The sequence below is a fragment of the Streptomyces sp. NPDC059850 genome, from assembly GCF_042731515.1.
GTDB lineage: Bacteria > Actinomycetota > Actinomycetes > Streptomycetales > Streptomycetaceae > Streptomyces.
On the sequence record NZ_JBHWJI010000007.1, the window covers coordinates 202,338 to 224,274 of the forward strand.

The 21,937-nt window shown below is 71.3% G+C and carries 18 protein-coding genes, 1 rRNA gene and 1 riboswitch; of the genes, 5 read left to right on the forward strand and 14 right to left on the reverse strand.

Annotated elements, in window-relative coordinates:
* Positions 1 to 14: 14 nt before the first annotated feature.
* The gene (locus ACFV9T_RS08460; protein WP_385437616.1) at positions 15 to 830 is read left to right on the forward strand and encodes a PhzF family phenazine biosynthesis protein; all 816 of its coding nucleotides are present in this window, start codon (positions 15 to 17) and stop codon (positions 828 to 830) included.
* 25 nt (positions 831 to 855) lie between these two features.
* Here the strand turns inward: ACFV9T_RS08460 and ACFV9T_RS08465 are convergent, their stop codons facing one another.
* Positions 856 to 1,689 carry a CPBP family intramembrane glutamic endopeptidase gene (locus ACFV9T_RS08465; RefSeq protein WP_385437618.1) on the reverse strand — a complete coding sequence of 278 codons (834 nt, stop codon included), beginning with the start codon at positions 1,687 to 1,689 and terminating at the stop codon, positions 856 to 858.
* Positions 1,690 to 1,879: 190 nt separating this feature from the next.
* Between ACFV9T_RS08465 and ACFV9T_RS08470 the strand changes: the two genes are divergently transcribed.
* A complete protein-coding gene (locus ACFV9T_RS08470; protein ID WP_385437645.1) occupies positions 1,880 to 3,679 on the forward strand; it encodes a substrate-binding and VWA domain-containing protein in 1,800 nt (599 codons plus the stop codon).
* Positions 3,680 to 3,686: 7 nt separating this feature from the next.
* On the opposite strand, the gene ACFV9T_RS08475 is transcribed toward ACFV9T_RS08470, so the two are convergent.
* Positions 3,687 to 5,189, reverse strand: a complete 1,503-nt coding sequence (locus ACFV9T_RS08475; RefSeq protein ID WP_385437620.1) for a glutamate--cysteine ligase — start codon at positions 5,187 to 5,189, stop codon at positions 3,687 to 3,689.
* Between the two features lie 459 nt (positions 5,190 to 5,648).
* On the opposite strand from ACFV9T_RS08475, the gene ACFV9T_RS08480 reads away from it, so the two are divergent.
* The gene (locus tag ACFV9T_RS08480; RefSeq protein ID WP_385437621.1) at positions 5,649 to 6,236 is read left to right on the forward strand and encodes a hypothetical protein; all 588 of its coding nucleotides are present in this window, start codon (positions 5,649 to 5,651) and stop codon (positions 6,234 to 6,236) included.
* Between the two features lie 267 nt (positions 6,237 to 6,503).
* Positions 6,504 to 6,710 (forward strand): DUF5999 family protein, encoded by a 207-nt coding sequence (locus ACFV9T_RS08485; RefSeq protein ID WP_385437646.1) that lies wholly within the window; start codon positions 6,504 to 6,506, stop codon positions 6,708 to 6,710.
* An 80-nt stretch (positions 6,711 to 6,790) separates the two neighbouring features.
* Here ACFV9T_RS08485 and gcvP read toward each other — a convergent pair whose 3' ends face one another.
* Complete coding sequence (gcvP, locus tag ACFV9T_RS08490) at positions 6,791 to 9,697, reverse strand: aminomethyl-transferring glycine dehydrogenase (protein ID WP_385437622.1); 2,907 nt, start codon at positions 9,695 to 9,697, stop codon at positions 6,791 to 6,793.
* Between the two features lie 189 nt (positions 9,698 to 9,886).
* Positions 9,887 to 9,984, reverse strand: a riboswitch (glycine riboswitch).
* A gap of 153 nt (positions 9,985 to 10,137) precedes the next feature.
* Here gcvP and ACFV9T_RS08495 point away from each other — a divergent pair.
* Positions 10,138 to 10,455, forward strand: a complete 318-nt coding sequence (locus tag ACFV9T_RS08495; RefSeq protein WP_039936641.1) for a PRC-barrel domain-containing protein — start codon at positions 10,138 to 10,140, stop codon at positions 10,453 to 10,455.
* On the opposite strand, the gene ACFV9T_RS08500 is transcribed toward ACFV9T_RS08495, so the two are convergent.
* The 11 genes from ACFV9T_RS08500 to rrf form a co-directional block, all read right to left on the reverse strand.
* Entirely contained in the window at positions 10,445 to 11,944 is a 1,500-nt protein-coding gene (locus ACFV9T_RS08500; RefSeq protein ID WP_385437624.1) for a DNA polymerase IV, read from the reverse strand. The two genes, ACFV9T_RS08495 and ACFV9T_RS08500, sit on opposite strands and share 11 nt — an antisense overlap.
* A 59-nt stretch (positions 11,945 to 12,003) precedes the next feature.
* Positions 12,004 to 12,630: a MerR family transcriptional regulator gene (locus ACFV9T_RS08505; RefSeq protein ID WP_385437625.1), complete on the reverse strand. Its 627-nt coding sequence runs from the start codon at positions 12,628 to 12,630 to the stop codon at positions 12,004 to 12,006.
* 168 nt (positions 12,631 to 12,798) lie between these two features.
* Positions 12,799 to 13,272, reverse strand: a complete 474-nt coding sequence (locus ACFV9T_RS08510; protein WP_009713203.1) for a bifunctional nuclease family protein — start codon at positions 13,270 to 13,272, stop codon at positions 12,799 to 12,801.
* Between the two features lie 52 nt (positions 13,273 to 13,324).
* A complete protein-coding gene (locus ACFV9T_RS08515; RefSeq protein ID WP_385437626.1) occupies positions 13,325 to 14,107 on the reverse strand; it encodes a MerR family transcriptional regulator in 783 nt (260 codons plus the stop codon).
* A 21-nt stretch (positions 14,108 to 14,128) separates the two neighbouring features.
* Positions 14,129 to 14,983 (reverse strand): FHA domain-containing protein, encoded by an 855-nt coding sequence (locus ACFV9T_RS08520; RefSeq protein WP_385437627.1) that lies wholly within the window; start codon positions 14,981 to 14,983, stop codon positions 14,129 to 14,131.
* A 133-nt stretch (positions 14,984 to 15,116) separates the two neighbouring features.
* Positions 15,117 to 15,926, reverse strand: coding sequence for a DUF881 domain-containing protein (locus ACFV9T_RS08525; protein ID WP_385437629.1), 810 nt, complete (start codon positions 15,924 to 15,926; stop codon positions 15,117 to 15,119).
* Between the two features lie 1,172 nt (positions 15,927 to 17,098).
* On the reverse strand, positions 17,099 to 17,431 hold the full coding sequence (locus ACFV9T_RS08530; RefSeq protein WP_014058688.1) for a small basic family protein: 333 nt from the start codon (positions 17,429 to 17,431) through the stop codon (positions 17,099 to 17,101).
* Positions 17,428 to 18,366: a DUF881 domain-containing protein gene (locus ACFV9T_RS08535; protein ID WP_385437630.1), complete on the reverse strand. Its 939-nt coding sequence runs from the start codon at positions 18,364 to 18,366 to the stop codon at positions 17,428 to 17,430. The genes ACFV9T_RS08530 and ACFV9T_RS08535 overlap by 4 nt, the downstream gene beginning before the upstream one ends.
* A gap of 117 nt (positions 18,367 to 18,483) precedes the next feature.
* Positions 18,484 to 20,979 carry a sugar phosphate nucleotidyltransferase gene (locus ACFV9T_RS08540; RefSeq protein WP_385437632.1) on the reverse strand — a complete coding sequence of 832 codons (2,496 nt, stop codon included), beginning with the start codon at positions 20,977 to 20,979 and terminating at the stop codon, positions 18,484 to 18,486.
* Between the two features lie 109 nt (positions 20,980 to 21,088).
* Complete coding sequence (locus ACFV9T_RS08545; RefSeq protein WP_385437633.1) at positions 21,089 to 21,697, reverse strand: CDP-alcohol phosphatidyltransferase family protein; 609 nt, start codon at positions 21,695 to 21,697, stop codon at positions 21,089 to 21,091.
* Between the two features lie 149 nt (positions 21,698 to 21,846).
* Positions 21,847 to 21,937, reverse strand: a 5S ribosomal RNA gene (rrf, locus tag ACFV9T_RS08550); the annotation flags it as partial.

Here is a 21,937-nt window from a genome sequence, read left to right on the forward strand (position 1 = left end):
CTACGGTCGGGGCCATGCGCATGCGAATCGTCGACGCCTTCACCGACCGCCCCTTCGCCGGTAACCCGGCGGGAGTCGTCCTCCTGGACGGCGGCGCCTTCCCGGGCGACGCCTGGCTCCAGGACGTCGCCGCCGAGGTCAACCTCTCCGAGACCGCCTTCGCCCACCCGCTCCCCGAGGGGGCCGGGGCCGACTGGGCGCTGCGCTGGTTCACCCCGGCCACCGAGGTCGCCATGTGCGGGCACGCCACGCTCGCCACCGCTCATGTGCTGCGTACGACGGGCGCCGCGACCGGCACCGTACGGTTCGCCACGCTCAGCGGGGTGCTGTCCGCGACCGGCGACGCCGACGGCACGATCACCCTGGATTTCCCGACCGCCCCGCTGACCGAGGTCCCGGTCGCGGACGAGGTGACCGGCGCGCTCGGCGCCACGGTCCGCTCCGCCCGGGACACCGGCCCGCAGGTGGGCGATCTGCTGGTGGAGCTGGCCGACGAGCAGGCCGTACGGTCCCTCACCCCCGACCTCGCGGCGCTCGGGCGGCTCGTCAAGCGGGCCGTCATCGCGACCGCGCTCCCCGAGGACCCGGCCCGCGGCTATGACTTCGTCTCGCGCGTCTTCGCGCCCGGCGTCGGCATCGACGAGGACCCGGTGACCGGCAGCGCGCACACGGCGCTCGCGCCCTACTGGTCCGCCCGGCTCGGCCGCGACGAGCTGACCGGACTCCAGGCCTCCGCCCGCACCGGGCTGGTCCGCACCGCGCTGCGCGGCGACCGTACGCTGCTGACCGGCCGGGCCGTCACCGTCATCGACGGCGAGCTGCTGGTCTGAAACCGCCCGCGAGGAGGGCGGCGACTCAGGCGGTGGGCAGCCAGCCCACCTTGCCCGCCAGCAGGGCGTAGCCGACGAACGCCACGATGTCGATCAGCGCATGCGCGGCGATCAGCGGCCCGACCCGCCCCCACCTGCGGTAGAGCAGGACGAAGATGACGCCCATCGCCAGGTTGCCGAAGAAGCCGCCGATCCCCTGGTACAGGTGGTACGAACCGCGCAGCACCGAGCTGGCCAGCAGCGCGGCCATCGGGGTCCAGCCCAACTGCCCGAGCCTGCGCAGCAGATAACCGACCACGATCACCTCCTCCAGTACGGAGTTCTGCACGGCGGAGATGATGAGCACGGGCAGCTTCCACCACACGTCGGGCAGCGACTCGGGCACGACCGTCAGATTGCCGCCCGCCGCCCGCGCGCCCAGGTAGAGCAACAGCCCGGTGCCGCCGATGCCCGCCGCCACCACGGCGCCCCACGCCAGGTCGGAGCGGGGCCGGGTGCGGTCGAAGCCGATCGCCCGCAGCCCGGCGCCCTCCCGCAGCAGCAGATGCGCCACCAGCGCGACCGGCACCAGCGCGGTCGCGATCCCGAACAGCTGCCAGGCGAGATCCAGCCATGGACGGCCGGGCGCCTGGGAGGCGTTGAGGGTGGCCGCCTGGTCCTTGAGCCCGCCGGGCTTGGTCACCGAACCGATAAAGCTGATCAGCGCGGACAGGGCGCTGGCACCGAGCGACAGCGCCAGCACGAGCAGCGTCTCGTTGCGCAGAATCCGTCGCGGCAGGTCACCCTCGATCGCGGGCAGCTCCGCCCCACGCGCCCCTGACTCCACTCCTGCCTCCCACTTCCGCTCTTCATACCGCATCGGCGCGCCCGCCCCGCTAAGGTCGCGAAAACACATCCGAGATCGCGCACGAGCAGGCTGGGCCGGGCGCCATCCGCAGGCGCGCCGTCCCTCCCGCCGGCGTCATCTTCCAGGAGAGACAGATCGCATGGGACGCCACAGCCAGCCAGAAGAATCCGACGATCCCGACTACTCCGGCATATTCGATGCCATGGACCGCGCCGACCACACCGGTCACACGGACCACAGCGAGCGCATCGATCACTCCGCACCGGACAATACGGGGTCCAGACCCGGCGCGTCCTCCCGACGCCGGACCATGGCGATCTCCACAGCGCTGGTGCTCGCCGTCGCGACCGGTGCCGTAGTGGTCTTACGCGGCGGGCTGCTGCCGTCCGCCGAGTCCTGCCGGAGCGATGCGGTACGGCTCTCCGTGGCCGCGTCCCCGGACATCGCCCCGGGATTGCGCGCCGTGGCCGACCGCGCCCGGAAGGCGGGCATCCGGTCCGATGGCCGCTGTCTGGACGTGAAGGTCACCAGCCGCCCGGCGTACGAGGTGGCGAACGCGCTCGGCAGGGCGGACCGCACTCCGGGGTTCCAGGTGTGGGTGCCGGACTCCAGCGTCTGGGTCGAGCGCGCGACCACCTCCCCGGTCAGCGCCGCGCCCCTGGACACGCTCGGCGGGATCGCCTCCTCTCCGGTCACGGTCGCCACCACGGCCACGGTCTCCGGGCGGCTGGGCTGGCCGGAGAAGACGTACGACTGGGCGCAGCTGGCCGAGGCGGGAAGCGGCGGCGGCAGCCCGCGGCTGGGCACGGCCGATCCGGCGCGCAGCGCCACCGGGCTGCTCGCCCTCGCCCGGATCAACGGGTCCATCGCGAAGGCGGGCGCGGGCGACGGGAAGGCCGCGACCGATACGCGAGCCGCGGCCAACGCCAAACTGCTGTCCCAGCGGGCCGCCACGACCGACGCCGACCTGCTGAAGACGCTGCCCCGGCGCGACCAGGCGGTGGTCCTGTCCGAGCAGGCCGCTTTCGCGCACAACGCGGCGGCAGGTGACGCGTCCCGCCTCGACCTGTTCTATCCGAAGGACGGCACGGCCGAGCTGGACTACCCGTACACGGTGCTGAACGACCGCGAGCTGACCACCGTACGGGCGCGGGCCGCCACCCGCTTCATGACGCTGCTCACCGACCCGAACGGCCGCCGGACCCTGCGGAAAGACGGCTTCCGGACGGCGGACGGCAAGGTCAGCGAGCCGGTGGCGCGGGCCGCGGGCGGCCGCACTCCGCAGCCGTACGCGGTGACGCCCGCCCCCGGGCCGTCCGCCCGGGAGGTGGAGGCGGCCCTGGGGATGTGGACGATCACCGTGCAGAGCGCCCGGCTGAACACGGTCGTCGACGCCTCGGCCTCGATGAGCGACCCGGTGCCGGGGCGGGCCGGGCAGAGCCGGATGGACGTCACCAAGGCGTCGCTGCGCCAAGCCCTGACCCGGTTCAACTCCCAGGACGAGATCGGGCTGTGGGAGTTCTCGACCGGGCTGGACGACGACCGGGACTACCGGGAGCTGGTCCCGGCCCGCCGCCTCGGCGCGCGAACCCCGGACGGAACCGGCCAGCGCGACGCGCTGACCGCCGCCTTCGACACGCTGAAGCCGCTCCCCGAGGGCTCGACCGGGCTGTACGACACCACGCTCGCCGCCTACCGGCAGGCCCAGGACACCTTCGTACCGGGCAAGTTCAACGCGGTGGTGATCCTCACCGACGGCGCCAACCAGGATCCGGGCAGCATCTCGCGCGCCGCCCTGGTGAAGGAGCTGAAGCGGCTGGTCGACCCGGACCGCCCGGTGCCCCTCATCGCCATCGCGGTCGGCCCGGACGCCGACCAGGCCGCCTGCCAGGAGATCGCCCGCGCGACCGGCGGATCGGCGCAGCGGGTCAACGACCCCGCGCAGATCAACACGGCCATGCTCAAGGCGATCGTCGCCGCCGGAGAGGCGGGCGCGAACTGATCCGAGGTCACGCCGACAGGTCGGCGGGCCAGGTATGGACGGGCGCGTCGGTCCGCATCAGGGCGCAGTAGCGGCGGGTCATCGCGGCGAGCGCGGCGTCCCGCCCCAGCCCGGTGTCCCGCGCCCGGTGGTACGTCGCGGCCTGCCAGGACGCGCCGTTGACCCGCAGGGCGCAGCGCTGCTCGATCACCCCGAGGTAGCGGTCGCGGTCGGCGGGCTCGACGCCCCAGGCGTCCAGCCCGGCGGCGGCCAGCGGCAGCAGCTCGTCGAGCACCAGCCGGACGGCGGGGGTGCGCGCCAGGGACGAGGAACGGCCGGGCTTCGGCCATTGCAGAACGGTGTCGATGCCATGGCGGCACGCGGCGTCGAAGTTGGCCGCGGCGGCGCTGAACGGCAGCCGGGTCCACACCGGGCGGGGCTCCTCGGCGAGCGCTCTGACCAGCCCGTAGTAGAAGGCGGCGTTGGCGATGACATCGGTGACGGTGGGGCCCGCGGGCAGCACCCGGTTCTCCACCCGCAAATGCGGAACGCCGTCCACGACTTGGTAGACGGGCCGGTTCCAGCGGTAGATCGTGCCGTTGTGCAGCACCAGCTCCTGGAGGTCGGGCACGCCGCCCTCGTCCAGGATCCGCAGCGGCTCCTCGTCGGCGCCGGTGGACAGCAGCGGCGGGAAGTAGCGCAGGTTCTCCTCGAAGAGCTGGTACGCGTCGGTGATCCAGCGCTCACCGAACCAGGTGCGCGGCCGCACCCCCTGCGTCGCGTATTCCGGTGCGCGTACGTCGGTGGCCTGCAGGAACAGCGGCGGTCGGGACTCGCGCCAGACCTCACGGCCGAAGACGAAGGGGGAGTTGGCGCCGATGGCGATCTGCACGGCGGCCACGGCCTGCGCCGCGTTCCACACGGCGGCGAAGCGTCCGGGGGTGACCTGGAGGTGCAGTTGCACGGAGGTGCAGGCGGCCTCGGGGGCGATGGTGGCGCTGGCGTAGCTGATGCGCTCCCGGCCCTCGATATCGATGAGGAAATCCTCGCCTCGGGCGGCCAGCATCTGTTCGTTGAGAAGTTTGTAGCGGTCGTCGTAGGACAGGTTGGCCGAACCGAGATCCCGGGCGGCCAGGGTCGGCAGAATTCCGATCATCACGATCTCGGAGGACACCTCGCGCGCCTTGCGGTCGGCATATGACAGTCCCGTTCGCAGCTCTTCCGAGAGCTGGTCGAGAACCCGCCCGTGCAAACGATGCGGCACGATGTTCACTTCAAGATTGCACTGTCCGAGTTCGGTCTGGAAATCGTGACTCGCGATGCGCTCCAGAACCTCTGTGTTCATCATCCTCGGCAGCCCGTCGGCGCCTGCGAGATTCAGCTCGATCTCCAGCCCCATGAGATTCTTCGGGCGGTCGAATCGCTTGTCGGCCAGGAGCCGGGACAGCGCGTCGAGGCCCTCCCGCAACCGTCCGCGCTGCCGCTGCCGACCCGACGGATCGAACTCACCGGCTACGACCTTCTCCCCCATCGGAGCTACCTCCTTGAGTGGATCATCCGGCGCCCGCACCGCGCACACCACGCTCGATGATGCCCGCCAATGTGATCGATAACGCCCCGCGTACCCCGCCCAGCCGGTAGGCTCTCAACAGTGGCGCATTGCCCCAGGAAAATGGAGCGGTGGGATCCAGCCTACCGCGGCGGACGTAAACCGCCAGGTCATATCCGTGCATCCGGCACCGAATCGGGGGAAATCCCCGCGCCCACGCGGACCGGAAATCACCTTGTGGGCAATATCGGGGACAGCTAGCCGAAACACGGCCGGAACATGTGTCGTATAAACTCGCTTTACGAGGCAGAGAGATAACGCCCGGACATCTCGTCCCGGCCCCCTCTGACCCGCGTACCGAGCTACGTACACCGACAGCGCGCGTCCATACTCTGGCCCGCTATCGCTCCACCGTGTCTCCGAAGTGAGAGGCGACCCACCATGCCGCTGCTCGTGCCCCCGGCCCCCGCGCCCGCCCTGCGCAGCGTCCTCACGGCCCTTGGTTCCCCCACCGCTGTCCGTGAGGTCCGTACCCCGGCACTCAGCTCCCTGTCCGGCCCCTTCGAACCCGAACTCCCGCTCCCCGTCCACGTTCTGGACGGCATCACCACCCCCGTCGGCCCGCCGCGGGTCAGACTCACCGGCTGGCGCTTCATGCTCCGGGACGACGACCGCACGGTGGCCGCCGCCGAGGCCAGGCTCACCGCCGACGGCTGGGCCTTCTCGCACTTCTCCGAGGGTCCTTACGTGGCCTCGGCCGAACTCGCCCTGCGCCAGGCCGAGTCACTGCCCGCCGCGTACCAGCCACGGTTCCTGTCGATCCCCGAGCTGTACATGGTGGCGCTGTGGCTGCACGGCGACCCCGCCGCGGACGCCGCCGAGGGCGGTATCGAGGCCGGGGACCTGCTGGTGCCGCTGGCCCCGGCGCCGCCGGGCATCGCGGCCCACCACCCGCACCCCGCGGCCGATCTGCTGCCCGTCCTCACCCATCGGCTGACCCCGGCCCCGCTGCTGGGTTCCCCTGCCTGACCTGCCCCTTCCATGACGGATGGCGCGCCCCGTGGCCCGACGGGCCACGGGGCGCCGCGCTACGGGCGGGTAACAGTCCCGCCGGGGTCAACCGTCCGGTCGGGTGATGCGTCATCATCTAGCGAGACCGGTGCCGCGAAATCCCTGCGGAATCCTTGCCGCGGGGCAACACTGGAGCAACCAACCGACACTCAACGGGGGGCGGCCTACATGAACGCCGCAGCGAGCAGCAGGACATACACCTCACCGCAGCGAAAGAACCTCGCCATGTGCCAGCATCAACCAGCGTGCCCGTCAGCCGACTCCGCCGACCGGGAGGCCGCCCATCTCGTGGCGCACCATCCGGAGCAGGGCTGGAGCCTGCTGTGCAACGGTGTCCTGCTCTTCGAGGACACCGGTGAGCTGCTGCCGGACGGGCGCGTCATCGCCCCGTGCCGACCGCTCGCCACCGAGCACGTCGTGACCGCCGCCTAGGACTGACCACCTCAGCGGCGATTGGCAATTATCAGGGGCCGGCCCGGCGAGCACCCGCCGCACCGGCCCCATCGTTGTGTTCAGCTCTCGTACGACTCCATCGGCGGGCAGGAGCAGACGAGGTTCCGGTCCCCGAACGCCCCGTCGACCCGCCGCACCGGCGGCCAGTACTTGTCGGCGGCCGAGACCCCGGCCGGGAAGACCGCCTCTTGCCTGGTGTACGCGTGGTCCCACGCCCCGCTCAGCGCGGCGGCCGTATGCGGCGCGTTCCCCAGCGGGTTGTCGTCCTTGGTCCACTCGCCCGAGCCGACCTTGTCGATCTCCGCGCGAATCTCGATCATCGCCTCGCAGAACCGGTCCAGTTCCGCCAGGTCCTCGCTCTCCGTCGGCTCGATCATCAGCGTCCCGGCGACCGGGAACGACATCGTCGGCGCGTGGAACCCGTAGTCGATCAGGCGCTTGGCCACATCGTCGACCGTGACCCCGGTCGCCTTGGTGAGCGGCCGCAGATCCACCACGCACTCGTGCGCCACCAGCCCGCCGGGCCCGGTGTAGAGCACCTGGTAGTGCGGTTCCAGCCGCTTGGCGATGTAGTTGGCGCCGAGCACCGCGGCCTGCGTCGCGTGGCGCAGCCCCTCGGCGCCCATCAGCCGGACGTACGCCCAGGAGATCGGCAGGATGCCCGCCGAACCCCACGGCGCGGCCGACACCGGGCCGACCCCGGTGGCCGGGCCCGCGGCGGGCTGCAGCGGGTGGTTGGGCAGGTACGGCGCGAGGTGCGCGCGCACCGCGACCGGGCCGACGCCCGGACCGCCGCCGCCGTGGGGGATGCAGAACGTCTTGTGCAGGTTCAGATGGGAGACGTCGCCGCCGAACCGGCCGGGCTCGGCCAGCCCCACCAGCGCGTTGAGGTTGGCGCCGTCCACGTACACCTGGCCGCCCGCGTCGTGCACGGCCGCGCAGATCTCGGTGATGTGCTCCTCGAACACCCCGTGGGTGGACGGGTAGGTGACCATGAGGACGGCCAGCTGCTCGCCGTACTGCTCGATCTTGGCGCGCAGGTCGGCGGCGTCCACCTCACCGTCCTCGCCGGTCTTGACGACGACGACCTTCATGCCCGCCATGACCGCGCTGGCCGCGTTGGTGCCGTGCGCGGAGGACGGGATCAGGCACACCGTGCGCTGCGGTTCGCCGTTCGCCCGGTGGTACGCCCGCACGGCCAGCAGCCCGGCCAGCTCGCCCTGCGATCCGGCGTTCGGCTGGAGGGAGACCTTGTCGTAGCCGGTGACCTCGGCCAGCCGCTCCTCCAGCTCGCGGATCAGCGTCAGATAGCCGTGGGCCTGCTCGACCGGCGCGAAGGGGTGCAGCGCGCCGAACTCCGGCCAGGTGACCGACTCCATCTCGGTGGTCGCGTTGAGCTTCATGGTGCAGGAGCCGAGCGGGATCATGCCCCGGTCCAGGGCGTAGTCCCGGTCGGCCAGCCGCCGCAGGTAGCGCAGCATGGCGGTCTCGGAGCGGTACTGGTGGAAGACCGGGTGGGTCAGGTACGTGTCCGCGCGCAGCAGCTCCGCGGGCAGCGCGTCGGCCGCCGAGCCGTCCAGCTCGTCGATGTCGGGAGCGCCGCTTCCGTCTCCGCCGTCGACACCGAAGGCGGACCACACGGCGGCCAGCTGGGCGCGGCCGGTGGTCTCGTCGCACGCGATGCCCACGTGGTCCGCGTCGGTCAGCCGGAGGTTGACCCCCGCCTCCCGGGCGGCGGCGACGACATCGGCCGCCTTGCCGGGGACGCGCGCGGTGAGGGTGTCGAAGAAGGCGCCGTGCGCCACCTCGACGCCGCCCGCCCGCAGCCCCTCGGCGAGGACGGTGGCGTAGCGGTGGGTGCGGCGGGCGATACCCGCGAGCCCGTCCGGGCCGTGGTAGACCGCGTACATTCCGGCCATCACGGCGAGCAGGACCTGCGCGGTGCAGATGTTGCTGGTGGCCTTCTCGCGGCGGATGTGCTGCTCACGGGTCTGCAGCGCCAGCCGGTACGCCTTGTCCCCGTCGGCGTCCACCGACACCCCGACCAGTCGGCCGGGCAGGCTGCGGGCGTGGGCGGCGCGTACGGCCATGAACCCGGCGTGCGGGCCGCCGAAGCCCATGGGCACGCCGAACCGCTGGGTGCTGCCGACCGCGATGTCCGCGCCCAGCTCACCGGGCGAGGTGAGCAGGGTGAGCGCGAGCAGGTCGGCGGCGACGGTGACGATCGCACCCAGCTCATGGGCCCGCTCGATGACCGGACGTGGATCGCGGACCGCGCCGGAGGCGCCCGGGTACTGGAGCAGCACACCGAAGACACCGCGCTCGGCGATCTCGTCCGGGATGCCGTCGGTCAGGTCGGCGACCACGACCTCGACGCCGGTCGGCTCGGCGCGGGTCTCGATGACCGCGACGGTCTGCGGCAGACAGTCGGCGTCGACCAGGAAGACGCCCTCCTTGACCTTGCCGACGCGCCGCGACAGCGCCATGGCCTCGGCGGCGGCCGTGGCCTCGTCCAGCAGCGAGGAACCGGCGGTGTCCAGGCCGGTCAGATCGGCGACGACGGTCTGGAAGTTGAGCAGCGCCTCCAGACGGCCCTGGGAGATCTCCGGCTGGTACGGGGTGTAGGCCGTGTACCAGGCGGGGTTCTCCATGACGTTGCGCAGGATCACCGGCGGGGTGAAGGTGCCGTAGTAGCCGAGTCCGATCATGGACGGCAGCACCTGGTTGCGGTCGGCGAGCGCGCGCAGCTCGGCGAGGACCTCCGCCTCGCTGCGAGCGGGCGGCAGCCGCAGCGCCTCGGCGCTCTTTATGACCTCGGGTACGGCGGCGGCGGTCAGCTCGTCGAGGGAACCGAACCCGACCTGGGCGAGCATCTTGGCCTGCGCTCCGGCGTCGGGGCCGATATGCCGCTGCTCGAATGGAGTACCGCGCTCCAGATCGGCGAGCGAGATGCGGTGGGTGGTCATCAGCGGGGGCCTCCTGGTCAGCACGACCGGCGAGGGGCACCGCGGCGCGGGTGCCCGGACGGCCTCCCCCTCTGTCATCTCAACCTGAGAGCTTCACCGGTCCGCGTGTGGCCTGACCGGCTTTCACCGTCGGTGAGGAGGGGTTCCGGAGCTGTGCTCCCCGTGGCCCACCCTGCTTTCCAGAGTGACCTCACCCGCGCGGTACGTGTGCCTGAGAGATTCCGGGGAGGATTTGCTCCTTCGGCGCCCCCGACACCATTGTCGGAGGACTCTCCCGCACGGGGTCTGCAGCCACAGCCAGCGTACCAGCGCGTCTACGGGCGGGAGGGGTTGGTCGCCAGGTGCTCGCGGATGCTCGAGTGGCCGCGTACGGGGATGTGGCTTTTGGTAGGTATCACTGGATCACCGCCACCTGATCGTCGTCACCTGTGGGAGAGAGCGTGCAGACGGACATCGACCCGCGGACCCTGATCGGCCGCAAGGCATTCGACCGCGAGGGCGCCAAGATCGGCACCGTGGACGAGGTCTACCTCGACGACGCGACCGGCGAGCCCGAGTGGGCGGCGGTACGCACCGGCCTGTTCAGCCGGGACGTCTTCGTACCGCTCGAACCGAGCGAGGTCGTCGGCGACGCGCTGCGGGTGCCGTACGACCGGGCGCTGATCAAGGACGCCCCGGACCTCGGCGTCGGCCGCCACCTCTCCCCGGAGCAGGAGCTGCAGCTGTACCACCATTACGGCCTGGACGTCACCGGCTGACCCCGGCCCTGGCCCCGCCGGGCCCACCCGGCACTCCGGCCGACGCCTCCGCCGCTTCCGGGGGCCGCACCAGCGGCAGCGGCTCGCCCGGCTCCAGCTCCGGGTCGTCCACCGCGAACGTACGCACCCGGCCGGGCCCCGACCAGGGCAGCTCGAACCGTATGGTCACCCGCCCCACCCCGCTCCCCTGCACCCAGCCCGCCCCGAACTCGGTGTGCCGCACATCGGCCCCCGGCAGCCAGGCCCGAGGCCTCTCGGCGGCCTCAGCGGGCTCTGAGACGCCTGGGCTCTCCGGCTCCGGCGCCTCGGAGCCGGGAGGCCTCCCCAGGGCCTCCACGGCGTCGTGAGCGGCCTGCGCGGCCTGCGCGGCCCGGGCCTCGTGGGCGGCCTGCGCGGCCTGGGCCTCGTGGGCGGCCTGCGCGGCCTGGGCGAACAGATCCTCCTGCGTGTAGTCCGCGAGCCCCGATACGCCCACCCCCAGCAGCCGCACCCCCGCCGTGGTGTCCACGCCGTCGATCAGCCGCGCCGCGGCCTCCTTGACCACGCCCGGGTCGTCGGTGGGCCCGCGCAGGGTCTCCGAACGGGTCAGCGTCGAGAAGTCGTACCGCCGGACCTTGATCACGACCGTACGGCCCGAACGGCCCGCCTCCCGCAGCCGCCGCACACAGCGGTCGGCCAGCCGCGCCACCTCCAGCTGCACCCGGGTGCGGTCGGTCAGGTCGACGTCGAACGTGTCCTCCACCGAGATGGACTTGGCGTCCCGCTCGGCGACCACCGGCCGCTCGTCCCGCCCGCTGGCCATCAGGTACAGCGATGTGCCGTGGGCCCGGCCCAGCAGCCGGACCAGCTCCGCCTCGCCCGCCTCCCGCGTCTCGGCGACGGTGTGGATACCGCCCCGGCGCAGCGCCTCCGCGGTGGCCGGGCCGACGCCCGGCAGGGTGCGCACCGGCATCGGGTCCAGCAGCTCCCGCTCGGTGCCGGGCTCGATGACCGCCATACCGTCCGGCTTGGCCTGCTCGGAGGCGATCTTGGCGAGCATCTTGGAGCCCGCCAGCCCCACCGAGCCGGTCAGCCCGGTCACGGCCCGGATATCGGCCCGCAGCCGCTCCCCCACGGCCCGCGCCGCCTCCACCCGGGCCTCGGTGCCGCCCGCCTCCAGGTCCACGAAGGCCTCGTCCAGGCTCAGCGGCTCCACCAGCGGCGACAGCTCCCGCAGCAGCCCCATGACCTGGTCGCTGACCTGCCGGTAGAGGGAGAAGCGGGGGGTCAGATACGCCGCGTTCGGACAGAGCCTGCGGGCCTGCGCCATCGCCATGGCCGAGTGCACCCCGAACACCCGGGCCTCGTACGACGCCGTGGACACCACCCCGCGCGGCCCGAGGCCCCCCACGATCACCGGTTTTCCGCGCAGGCTGGGCTTGGATGCCTGCTCCGCCGAAGCGTAGAAGGCATCCATGTCCAGATGGAGAATCGTCGGCGCACCCCTCACATGTCCGATGCTGCCGCACGCCACTGACAATCGGCGCCCGGCGCGGGGTGGGAGCGCTCTCAGCCCGCCCGGTTGCGGCGCCGGGCGAGTTCGTCGGCGGGGTTGTGGCCGACCAGCGTCTCGCCGGTGTCCACCCGCTCGCCGTGCAGCTGGGACAGCGCGCTCTCCACGTCCCGCCAGACCACGCCCACGGCGATCCCGAAAACGCCCTGGCCGCCCTGGAGGAGGTCCACGACCTCGTCCGGCGAGGTGCACTCGTACACCGTCGCGCCGTCGCTCATCAGCGTCATCTGGGCCAGATCGTCCAGGCCCCGGGTGCGCAGGTGCTGGACGGCGGCGCGGATGTTCTGCAGGGACACACCGGTGTCCAGCAGCCGCTTCACGATCTTGAGGACGACCACGTCCCGGAAGTTGTACAGCCGCTGGCTGCCCGACCCGTACGCGGGCCGCACGCTGGGCTCCACCAGGCCGGTGCGCGCCCAGTAGTCCAGCTGGCGGTAGGTGATGCCCGCGGCCGCACACGCGGTGGGCCCGCGGTAGCCGACCGTCTCCGTACCCCCCGCGGCGGGCTCGCGTGGTGCCGTGGGCTGTGGTGCGACCCGAGCCTTCAGTACCGGATCGGCCGGTGCGCCCCCCTGGAGCGCATACGGACCGCCGGCTGCCGTGCCGTCGCCGGTGCTTCTCACGCCGACCTCCGTCCTCGACCTGCCTTCTCGAAGGTAGGCAGTCACCCGGGGTGCGTCAACGATCGCCACACTCGGCACGCCGAGTGATAATCACCCTGAGAGTGGTTTCCCGTGTCCCTCGTCCGGGAAAGGCTACTCGAATGCGCTAGCGAGGACCGGCAGACCGCGTCACTGGCTGCTGCTTCCGAAGTCCTCGGGCGAGATCTGGTCGAGGAACTCGCGGAACTTCTCCACCTCGTCCTCCTGCTCGTCCGGGATGGCGATACCGGCGTCGTCGAGCACGCCGTCGCTGCCGTAGATCGGCGTCCCGGTGCGCAGCGCGAGCGCTATGGCGTCGGACGGCCGCGCGCTGACCTCGACACCGCTGGCGAAGACCAGCTCGGCGTAGAAGACCCCCTCCCGCAGGTCCGTGATCCGGACCTCCGTGAGCGTCTGGCCGACCGCTTCGAGTACGTCTTTGAAAAGGTCGTGGGTCAGCGGGCGTGCCGGAGCCATGCCCTGCTGTGCGAAGGCGATCGCGGTCGCCTCCCCTGGTCCGATCCAGATAGGGAGGTAGCGATCGCCTCCCACTTCACGCAGGAGCACGATCGGTTGGTTGGAGGGCATTTCCACCCGGACACCCACGACGTCGAGCTCGTTCACACAGCAACCCTAGGACGTGCCCGGCCGGTTTGGATAGTCGGGGCCGGATCGGTCAGTGGGCGGCGGCCCGCAGCGCCGACTGGACCAGGGCCGCGTGCAGCCGGACGGAGAGCGTCGCCAGCTCCCGCGCACTGGCCTCCGCATGCGCTCTGGTCTGCGGATTCCGGTGCAGCCGCAGCGGTGCGACCACCTGCTCGACCAGCCCGGCCTCGCGCTCGGCGGCCGCTTTCATGATCCGCAAATGACGTGGTTCGAGGCCGAAGCGGCCCAGCTCGGCGAGCAACCGGGCGACCGTCACCGCCTCGACGTCATAGCCGCCGTCCCCGCCGTGCGCGATCAGGCCGTACGACTCCCAGTCGGCCAGCTCTGCCTCGCTGACCTCGGCGGATGCCAGCAGCTCGGCCCGGCCCAGCCGGGCCACCGTGGGGCCTTCAGGGGGCGCCACGGCCCCCTGACCGCCCCCCGGCTCCAGCAGCTCACGCGGCCGCGCTCCCGGCGAAACGGCAGGAAGCTGCGGCCGCTCACCCCGCTCCAGGGCCTCCAGGTGCTCCCGGATGACCTTGAGTGGCAGGTAGTGGTCACGCTGCATGCGGAGGATGAGAGCGAGCCGCTCCACATCCTCCTGACTGAACTTGCGGTAGCCCGACGGCGTACGCCGCGGCTCCACCAGCCCTTCGGCCTCCAAGAAGCGGATCTTGGAGATGGTGACCTCGGGGAACTCGTCCCGCAGCAGATTCAGCACGGCGCCGATGCTCATTGACCGGCTGCCCGGACCGCCCGGACCGCCCGCGGGGGCGGTGCCGGTACCGGCACCGCCCGACGGTGTCTGAAGCATGGACGGACCTCCCCTGACGGGTCAGATGCCGACGCCCCGCTGGCTCGGGTAGAAGACCAGCCGGTACTTACCGATCTGCACCTCGTCGCCGCTGGTCAGGACCACCGGCGCGTCGATCTGCTCCCGGTTGACGTACGTCCCGTTGAGGCTGCCGACATCGGAGACCGTGAAGCTGCCGTCCTGGCCGCGCCGGAACTCCACATGGCGGCGGGAGACCGTCACGTCATCCAGGAAGATGTCGCTCTGCGGGTGGCGGCCGGCCGTGGTCAGATCGCTGTCCAGCAGGAAGCGACTGCCCGAGTTCGGCCCTCGGCGGACCACCAGCAGCGCCGAGCCCAGCGGCAGCGCCTCCACGGCGGCCTGGGCCTCCGGGCTGAGCGACGGCAGCGGCGTCTGCCCGGTCACCTCGGAGTCATACGCCTCGATGCCGGAGATGGAGATCGTGGAGGTGGTCTCCGAGGCACGCTCCGAGGGCGCCTGGCCCCGCAGCGGCGCGCCGCAGTTGGAGCAGAACCGGCTGTCCTCCGCGTTCCGATGCCCGCACCTCGTACAAACAGGCACTCCGGGACCTCCACCACTCCGCGAGGCCGATGGGTCCTCGAAACCTATGCGCCCGGCCGCCGAGGGGTCAACAGAAGACGCGCCCTGGCCGCCCGAAATGTCACCGCCCTGGCCGCCGATCTGATCCCGGAACAGCGGGCGCTCCTCGCTCCCCCCTCCGCTCTCGTCCGCAGCACGCCGTGCGCGGTGGCGGGCGGTGCCGCTCCCGCCATCCTGGCGTGCACTCTTCCCGAACAACTTCCCGAACAACTTCACGGGCGATTCCCCTTGACTGAAACAGACCCGCCCGTGGGGCAGGACAAACCCTCGATGCACACACCAGCAGACGGTCCGGACATCCTCACAACGTCCGTGACCACCAGACAGTTTCCATCACGCGCGACTCTTCTGGTGCGTCGACCCCCCGCATCCACATGGTCTCGCCGAGAGACCCTCATATCGAACCGCCTCACCGTGATGACGACCGAGCGTAGTCAGGGCGCTTCCCTGACCGCAAGGCGTCCACAACGATCTTCTTCTCCCGCTGGACGGACACGGTGGCCTGCTCCTTCTCCAGACTCTGCACCACTCCGCCCGGAATGTTCAGCGCCGGCTCCAGATCCTCCGGCTTGCCGATCACCTTCACGACGTACGGCTGCGTCACTTTCCGTCCATCGATCGCGACCGATCCGCCCTCGTCCGAGAAGTAGGAGTTGGCGACCACCCGTACGGAGCCGATCTGGATCGCCTCGGCGCCCGCCGCGCGCAGCTCCTGCACCGTGTCGAGCAGCATGTCGGCCTCCACGGAGCCCCGGGAGTCGTCGATGGTGATCGTGATCCCCGGCCCCTGCGCGCCGACCGTGCCCGCGAGCACGCCCAGCTGCTGCTCCTTCTGGAGCGTCTGCTTACGGGCCTCCTCGGCCTGGTCCGAGCTGTTCTCCAGCTCGGTGCGCTGATTCTCCAGGCGGCGCTTCTCGTCCTGCAGCCGCTGGGTACGCGCGTCCAGCTCGTCCAGGATCCGCACCAGGTCCTCCTGGCGGGCCCCGCGCAGCACGCTGTTCTCGTTGGTCGAGCGCACCTGGATGGCCAGGCCAAGCCCCAGCCCGAACAGCAGCACGGCGACGATCAGCTGCGCCCGGGTCACCCGGGGCGGCCATACGCCCTTCAGCAGGCGCTGCCGACCGGTCAGCGCCTCTTCCTCCGTGCCCCCGGGCTTCCCGCCGCCGGGCACGTACCCGGCGGGCGGCCCGCCCTCGGCCGGACGCCGCCCGTTGGGCACCGGCCCGGAGGGATGACCGCCAGCGCCCGGCCCCCGAGGCGGTACGCCCTGGGGTCCTTGGCCCCGGGGTGCCTGCCCCCGAGGAACCGGACCCCGGGGCGGTGCGCCCCGGGATGCCGGGCCCTGGGGCACCGGGCCCTGGCGCGGTGCCCCCTTGGGGGGCTGACTCTGGGGTGCCTGCCCCCCGGACCCCGAGCCCCGGGGCGGTGCGCCCTTGGGACTCTGGCCCTGGGGCCCCGGACCGCGGGGCGGAGCGTTCTGCGGCAGCGGCGCCCTGAGGCCGGGCCGGGGGCCGCCCGGCCCACCCGCCCCGGGGCGCGCCGCCTGGGGCGCCGGGGGCTGCAACGGGGCTGCCTTGCGCTTCTCGTCCGCCTCGGGCTGCTCGGGCTTCCCGCCCGCCTCCGCGCGCTTCTCCGGCGGCTTGGGCCCCGACGGTCCCGCCACCCCGCCCTGCGGCTGCGGCCTACCAGCCCGCTCAGACGCACCCTGCTGTCCCGGCTTCGCGGGCTGCCCGGACGCGCCAGGCGTCTCGGAGCCGCTCGGCCGCGCCGAATCGCCGGACCGCTCGGACGCACCGGGTCGCTGGGGTGCGCCTTGCTGTTTCGGCTTCGCGGACTGCTCGGGTCCACCCTGCTGCTGCGGGCCAACGGACCGTCCAGGCGCTCCAGACCGCTCGGGTGCGCTCCCCTGCACCTCATCACCCGGCCGCTCGGACGCAGCCGGGCGCTCGGGCGATGCCTGCGTCCGCGGCTTCGCGGACTGCTCGGGGCCGCTCGGCCGCGCCGAAGCGCCGGGCCGCCCGGAGTCTCGCGGGCTCTCCGCCGTCGCCCGCTCTTCGCGCGCGTCGGCTGACGGGGACTTCTCCGCCGCCTCCGGCCGCTGGGGCCGCTCGGTCTCCGGGCCATCCGGGGACCCGCCGGGCTGCTCAGGCGCGGCAGGCCGCTCTGGTTCGCTCCGCTGCGCCGAAGCGCCGGGCCGCTCGGAGTCACGCGGCGTCTCCGCCGTGTCCCGCTCCTCGGCCGACGCGGCCGACTGGCCCTTCTCGGCCTGCTCAGGCCGCTCCGGCTCGCGCGGCGGCTCAGGCTGCTCGGCCTGCTGAGGCGGGTTCTGGGGCTGCCCAGACGTCCCGGCTCGCTCCGGCTTCTCGGGGGTGTCGTCAGTCGTCATCGGCCTCACGCCCGGAACACATGCCGACGGATCGCGGCAGCGTTGGAGAAGATGCGGATACCGAGGACGACCACGACCCCGGTGGACAGCTGGGCGCCGACGCCGAGCTTGTCACCGAGGAAGACGATGAGCGCGGCCACCACCACGTTGGACAGGAACGAGACGACGAAGACCTTGTCGTCGAAGATCCCGTCCAGCATCGCCCGGAAGCCACCGAACACGGCGTCGAGCGCCGCCACGACGGCGATCGGCAGATAGGGCTCGACCACCGTCGGCACCACGGGTCGGACCACCAGTCCGACCACGACTCCCACGATGAGGCCCAATACGGCGATCACGATGTGCCCTTCCCTGTTTCGGTGCCACCCTTACCGGCGCCGCCGGTTATGGGTTCTGCGCTGCGTACGATCAGGCTCGGCGCGGCCGGAAGCCGGACCGTGTCCTGGGCGGTAATGCTCGTGCGGATGTCGTAGTTCTCCTGCAGCACATGCAGGTACTGCCCATCGGCACTGTCCTGGAAAGCGGTGCTCAGCCGCTGCCCGTCCCCCACCGCGAGCACGGTGTACGGCGGCGCCAGCGGCTTGTTGTCGACCAGTATGGCGTCTCCCGCGGCCCTGATCGCCGAGAGCGCCGTCAGCCGCTGTCCGTTGATCGCGACGGCCTCCGCGCCGGACTCCCACAGGCCGTTGACGACACGCTGCATGTCGTGGTCGCGTACCCGCCCCGTATCGGAGAAGTCGTTGCTCTCCCGGGGGCCGCCGCCGCTCCCCGACGTGGACTCCTTGGCGTCGTCGACCGTCAGCTTGACGCCGGGACCGGACACCGCGGTCGCCCCCGAGAGCAGCGCCACCAGATCGCCCTTGGCTCCCCCGTGCTTCTGCAGCGCCTGCCGCTGCTTCTCCCCCACATCGCCGCGGAGCTGGTCCACGCCCTTGGCGAGCCCGTCCGCCTTCGCGTTCCCCGACTCGATGCGGTCGATGAGTTCGCTTCGCTCCTTGGCCAGCGTCGGTGCCGATATCCGGGCCTCGGCGGCCCCGATGGTGACCACGACCGCCACCATCACCAGGCCCAGGGCCATCGTCAACCGGCCGCGCAGGGTGCGCGGCAGGCGGGACCTGCCGGTCTCGCCACGCCGCGCGGCCGCCTCGGCGTAGCCGTCGTCGAGGCTGTGGTCCATCACATTGGTCAGCAGCGACATGGACGCGTCGGGACGCGGACGCGGGCTCGGTGTTGCTGTGCTCCGAACGGGGGGCTGCTGCGACATGCCGCACATCGTCGCACGTCGGCGGCGCCGTCTCCCAATGGCCCCACCGGCGTGCCGGATCCGGGCCGGGGAGGCGGCGCCCCAACGTGTTCAAACGGGTTCAAGAGCCGCCGGAAGACCCCAGGATCAGCGCCCCGCGCTGTCCACGACACCGGCCCACTCGTCGAGCAGCGCCTGCGCGGACGCGTCGTCCGGGCCCTCCGCCCACAGGTGGGTGACGGCCTCGGCCGGGTCGGGCAGCACCATCACCCAGCGGCCGTCGGCCTCCACCACCCGCACTCCGTCGGTGGTGTCCACGGACCGGTCCCCGGCGGCCTCCACCACATGCCGCATGACCAGGCCCTTGACCGCCCAGGGGGTGGCCAGGTCGCGCTTCTGCACATGGGCCCGCGGAATCCGCGCGTCGATCTGGCTGAGCGTCAGCTGGGTGCGCGCCACCAGTCCGATGAGCCGGACGAAGGCGGCCGTACCGTCGAAGACGCTGCTGAACTCGGGGATGATGAAGCCACCGCGGCCGTCGCCGCCGAAGATCGTCGTCTCGGACCGGGCGACCCGGGTCAAGTCGTCCGCCGCGGTCGTCGTCCACTCCACCTGGGTGCCGTGGTACGCCGCGACCTGCTCGGCGATCCGGGTCGTGGTCACCGGCAGCGCCACCCGCCCGCTGCGCCGCTCCGCGGCCACCAGGTCCAGCATCACCAGCAGCGCCCGGTCGTCCTCCACGATGCGGCCGCGCTCGTCCACGAGGGAGAACCGCTCGCCGACGGGGTCGAAGCGGACGCCGAAGGCCGCGCGGGCCGACGCGACGATCTCGCCGAGCCGGGCGAGCCCGGAGCGGCGGCCGTCGGCGGTCTCGGTGGGGCGCGACTCGTTCAGCCCCGGGTTGATCGTCAGCGCGTCCACCCCGAGCCGCCCCAGCAGGCTGGGGAGGACGAGCCCGGAGCTGCCGTTCGCCGCGTCCACCACGACCTTGAGACCGGACTCGGCGATCCCGCTGACGTCCTGGGCCCGCAGCAGGGAGCCGGTGTACGAGTCGAAGACGCTCGACGGGAAGCTCAGGTCGCCGATCTCGCCGGGGAACGCCCGGCGGTACTCCTGGCGCGCGTACACCCGGTCCAGCTTGCGCTGACCGCCCGCGGACAGGTCGGCGCCGCGCTCGTCGAAGAACATGATGTCCACGGAGTCGGGGACGCCGGGGGACGTACGGATCATGATGCCGCCCGCGCTGCCCCGGGCCGTCTGCTGGCGGGCCACCGGCAGCGGCACGTTCTCCAGGTCCCGCACGTCGATGGCGCTGGTCTGCAGGGCGGAGATCATGGCCCGCTTCAGGGCGCGGGCGCCACGGGAGTGGTCGCGGGCCGTGGTGACCGTCGAGCCCTTCTTGAGGGTCGTGGCATACGCACCGGCCAGCCGCACCGCCAGCTCGGGGGTGATCTCCACATTGAGGATCCCGGATACGCCCCGGGCCCCGAAGAGATGGGCCTGTCCCCGGGACTCCCAGATGACCGAGGTGTTGACGAACGCGCCCGCCTCGATGGTCTTGAACGGATAGACCCGCACGTTCCCCTGGACGATCGATTCCTCGCCGATCAGGCACTCATCGCCGATCACCGCGCCGTCCTCGATACGGGAGGCACGCATGATGTCGGTGTTCTTGCCGATCACACAGCCGCGCAGATTGCTCTGCTGACCCACATAGACGTTGTCGTGGACGACGGCCTTGTGCAGGAAGGCACCGGTCTTCACGACGACGTTGGAGCCGACGACGGTGTGCTCCCGGATCTCGGCACCGGCTTCCACCTTGGCGTAGTCACCGATGTAGAGCGGGCCGCGGAGCACGGACTCGGGATGCACCTCCGCGCCTTCGGCGACCCAGACTCCGGGCGAGATCTCGAAACCGTCGAGTTCGACGTCGACCTTCCCCTCCAGGACGTCGGCCTGGGCCTTCACATAGCTCTCATGGGTACCGACGTCCTCCCAGTAGCCCTCGGCGATATAGCCGAAGATGGGCTTGCCCTCCTTCATGAGCTGCGGGAAGACATCTCCGGACCAGTCGACGGGAACATCCGGCTCGACGTAGTCGAAGACTTCGGGCTCCATGACATAGATGCCGGTGTTGACCGTGTCCGAGAAGACCTGACCCCAGGTGGGCTTTTCGAGGAAGCGCTCGACCTGGCCCGCCTCGTCGACGATGGTGATTCCAAATTCAAGCGGATTGGGGACGCGGGTCAGGCAGACCGTGACCAGCGCGCCCTTTTCCTTATGAAAATTGATCAGCTCGGTGAGGTCGAAATCGGTCAGGGCATCACCCGAGATCACCAGAAAGGCATCGTCCTTGAGCGCCTCTTCCGCGTTCTTGACGCTGCCCGCGGTGCCGAGCGGCTTCTCCTCGTTGGCGTAGGTCAGCTCCATGCCGAGCTCCTCGCCGTCCCCGAAGTAGTTCTTGACCAGAGACGCGAGGAACTGCACGGTCACCACGGTCTCGGACAGGCCATGCCGCTTGAGCAGCCGCAGCACATGCTCCATGATCGGCCTGTTGGCCACGGGCAGCAGCGGTTTGGGCATGGTCGCGGTCATCGGGCGCAGACGAGTTCCCTCGCCCCCTGCCATTACGACGGCCTTCATGTCGGAAGCGTCCTCCTCGAAAGAGACGACGGTCATGCCGACCGCGCACGCCCGATGGCCCAAGAAATCGCTACGGGCACCCGGTGCTGGGTTGCCCACGACGGCGAACTCAGTCGGCCGCGGCGTCCGCCTTCACCAGCCGGCGGACCTGAACCACGTAGAGGACTCCTGCCCACCAATAGAGTGTTGTACCCCATCCGGCGAACGCCCATCCGAAAATAGCGGCGGTCGTGTGAAGCGGACCGCTTCCATCACTCAGAAGGAGCAAGGGGAAGGCGTACATGAGGTTGAACGTCGCCGCCTTGCCGAGGAAGTTCACCTGGGGCGGCGGATAGCCGTGCCGCCGCAGGATCCACACCATCGCGACGAGCAGCACCTCGCGGCCGAGGAGAACGATGGGCAGCCAGAGCGGGAGGATGTCCCGCCAGGTGAGGCCGATGAGCGTGGACAGAATGTAGAGCCGGTCGGCGGCGGGGTCCAGGAGGCGGCCGAGGCTGCTGATCTGGTTCCAGCGGCGTGCCAGCATGCCGTCCAGGTAGTCGCTCACCCCGCTGAGCAACAGCACCAGCAGCGCCCACAGGTCACTGTTGGGCCCGCCGAACTCGGGCCTCAGGATCAGCCACAGGAAAAGCGGTACGCCGAAGAGGCGAGCGGTGCTGAGGATGTTCGGGATGGTGAGTACACGATCCGTCTGGACCCGTGTCTCCTGAACCTCCACCCGGGGGCCTCCTGTGAGGGAATCAGCCGATGATGCCCCATGACTCTACCGGTAGTGACGGCGGGGCCCCTCACCGGGGAGGTAGTGACATATACGAAAAAGGCCCTGTTGGGAGCTTGAAGCTCCCAACAGGGCCTTTTCCAATGATTGTTCGGCGGCGTCCTACTCTCCCACAGGGTCCCCCCTGCAGTACCATCGGCGCTGAAAGGCTTAGCTTCCGGGTTCGGAATGTAACCGGGC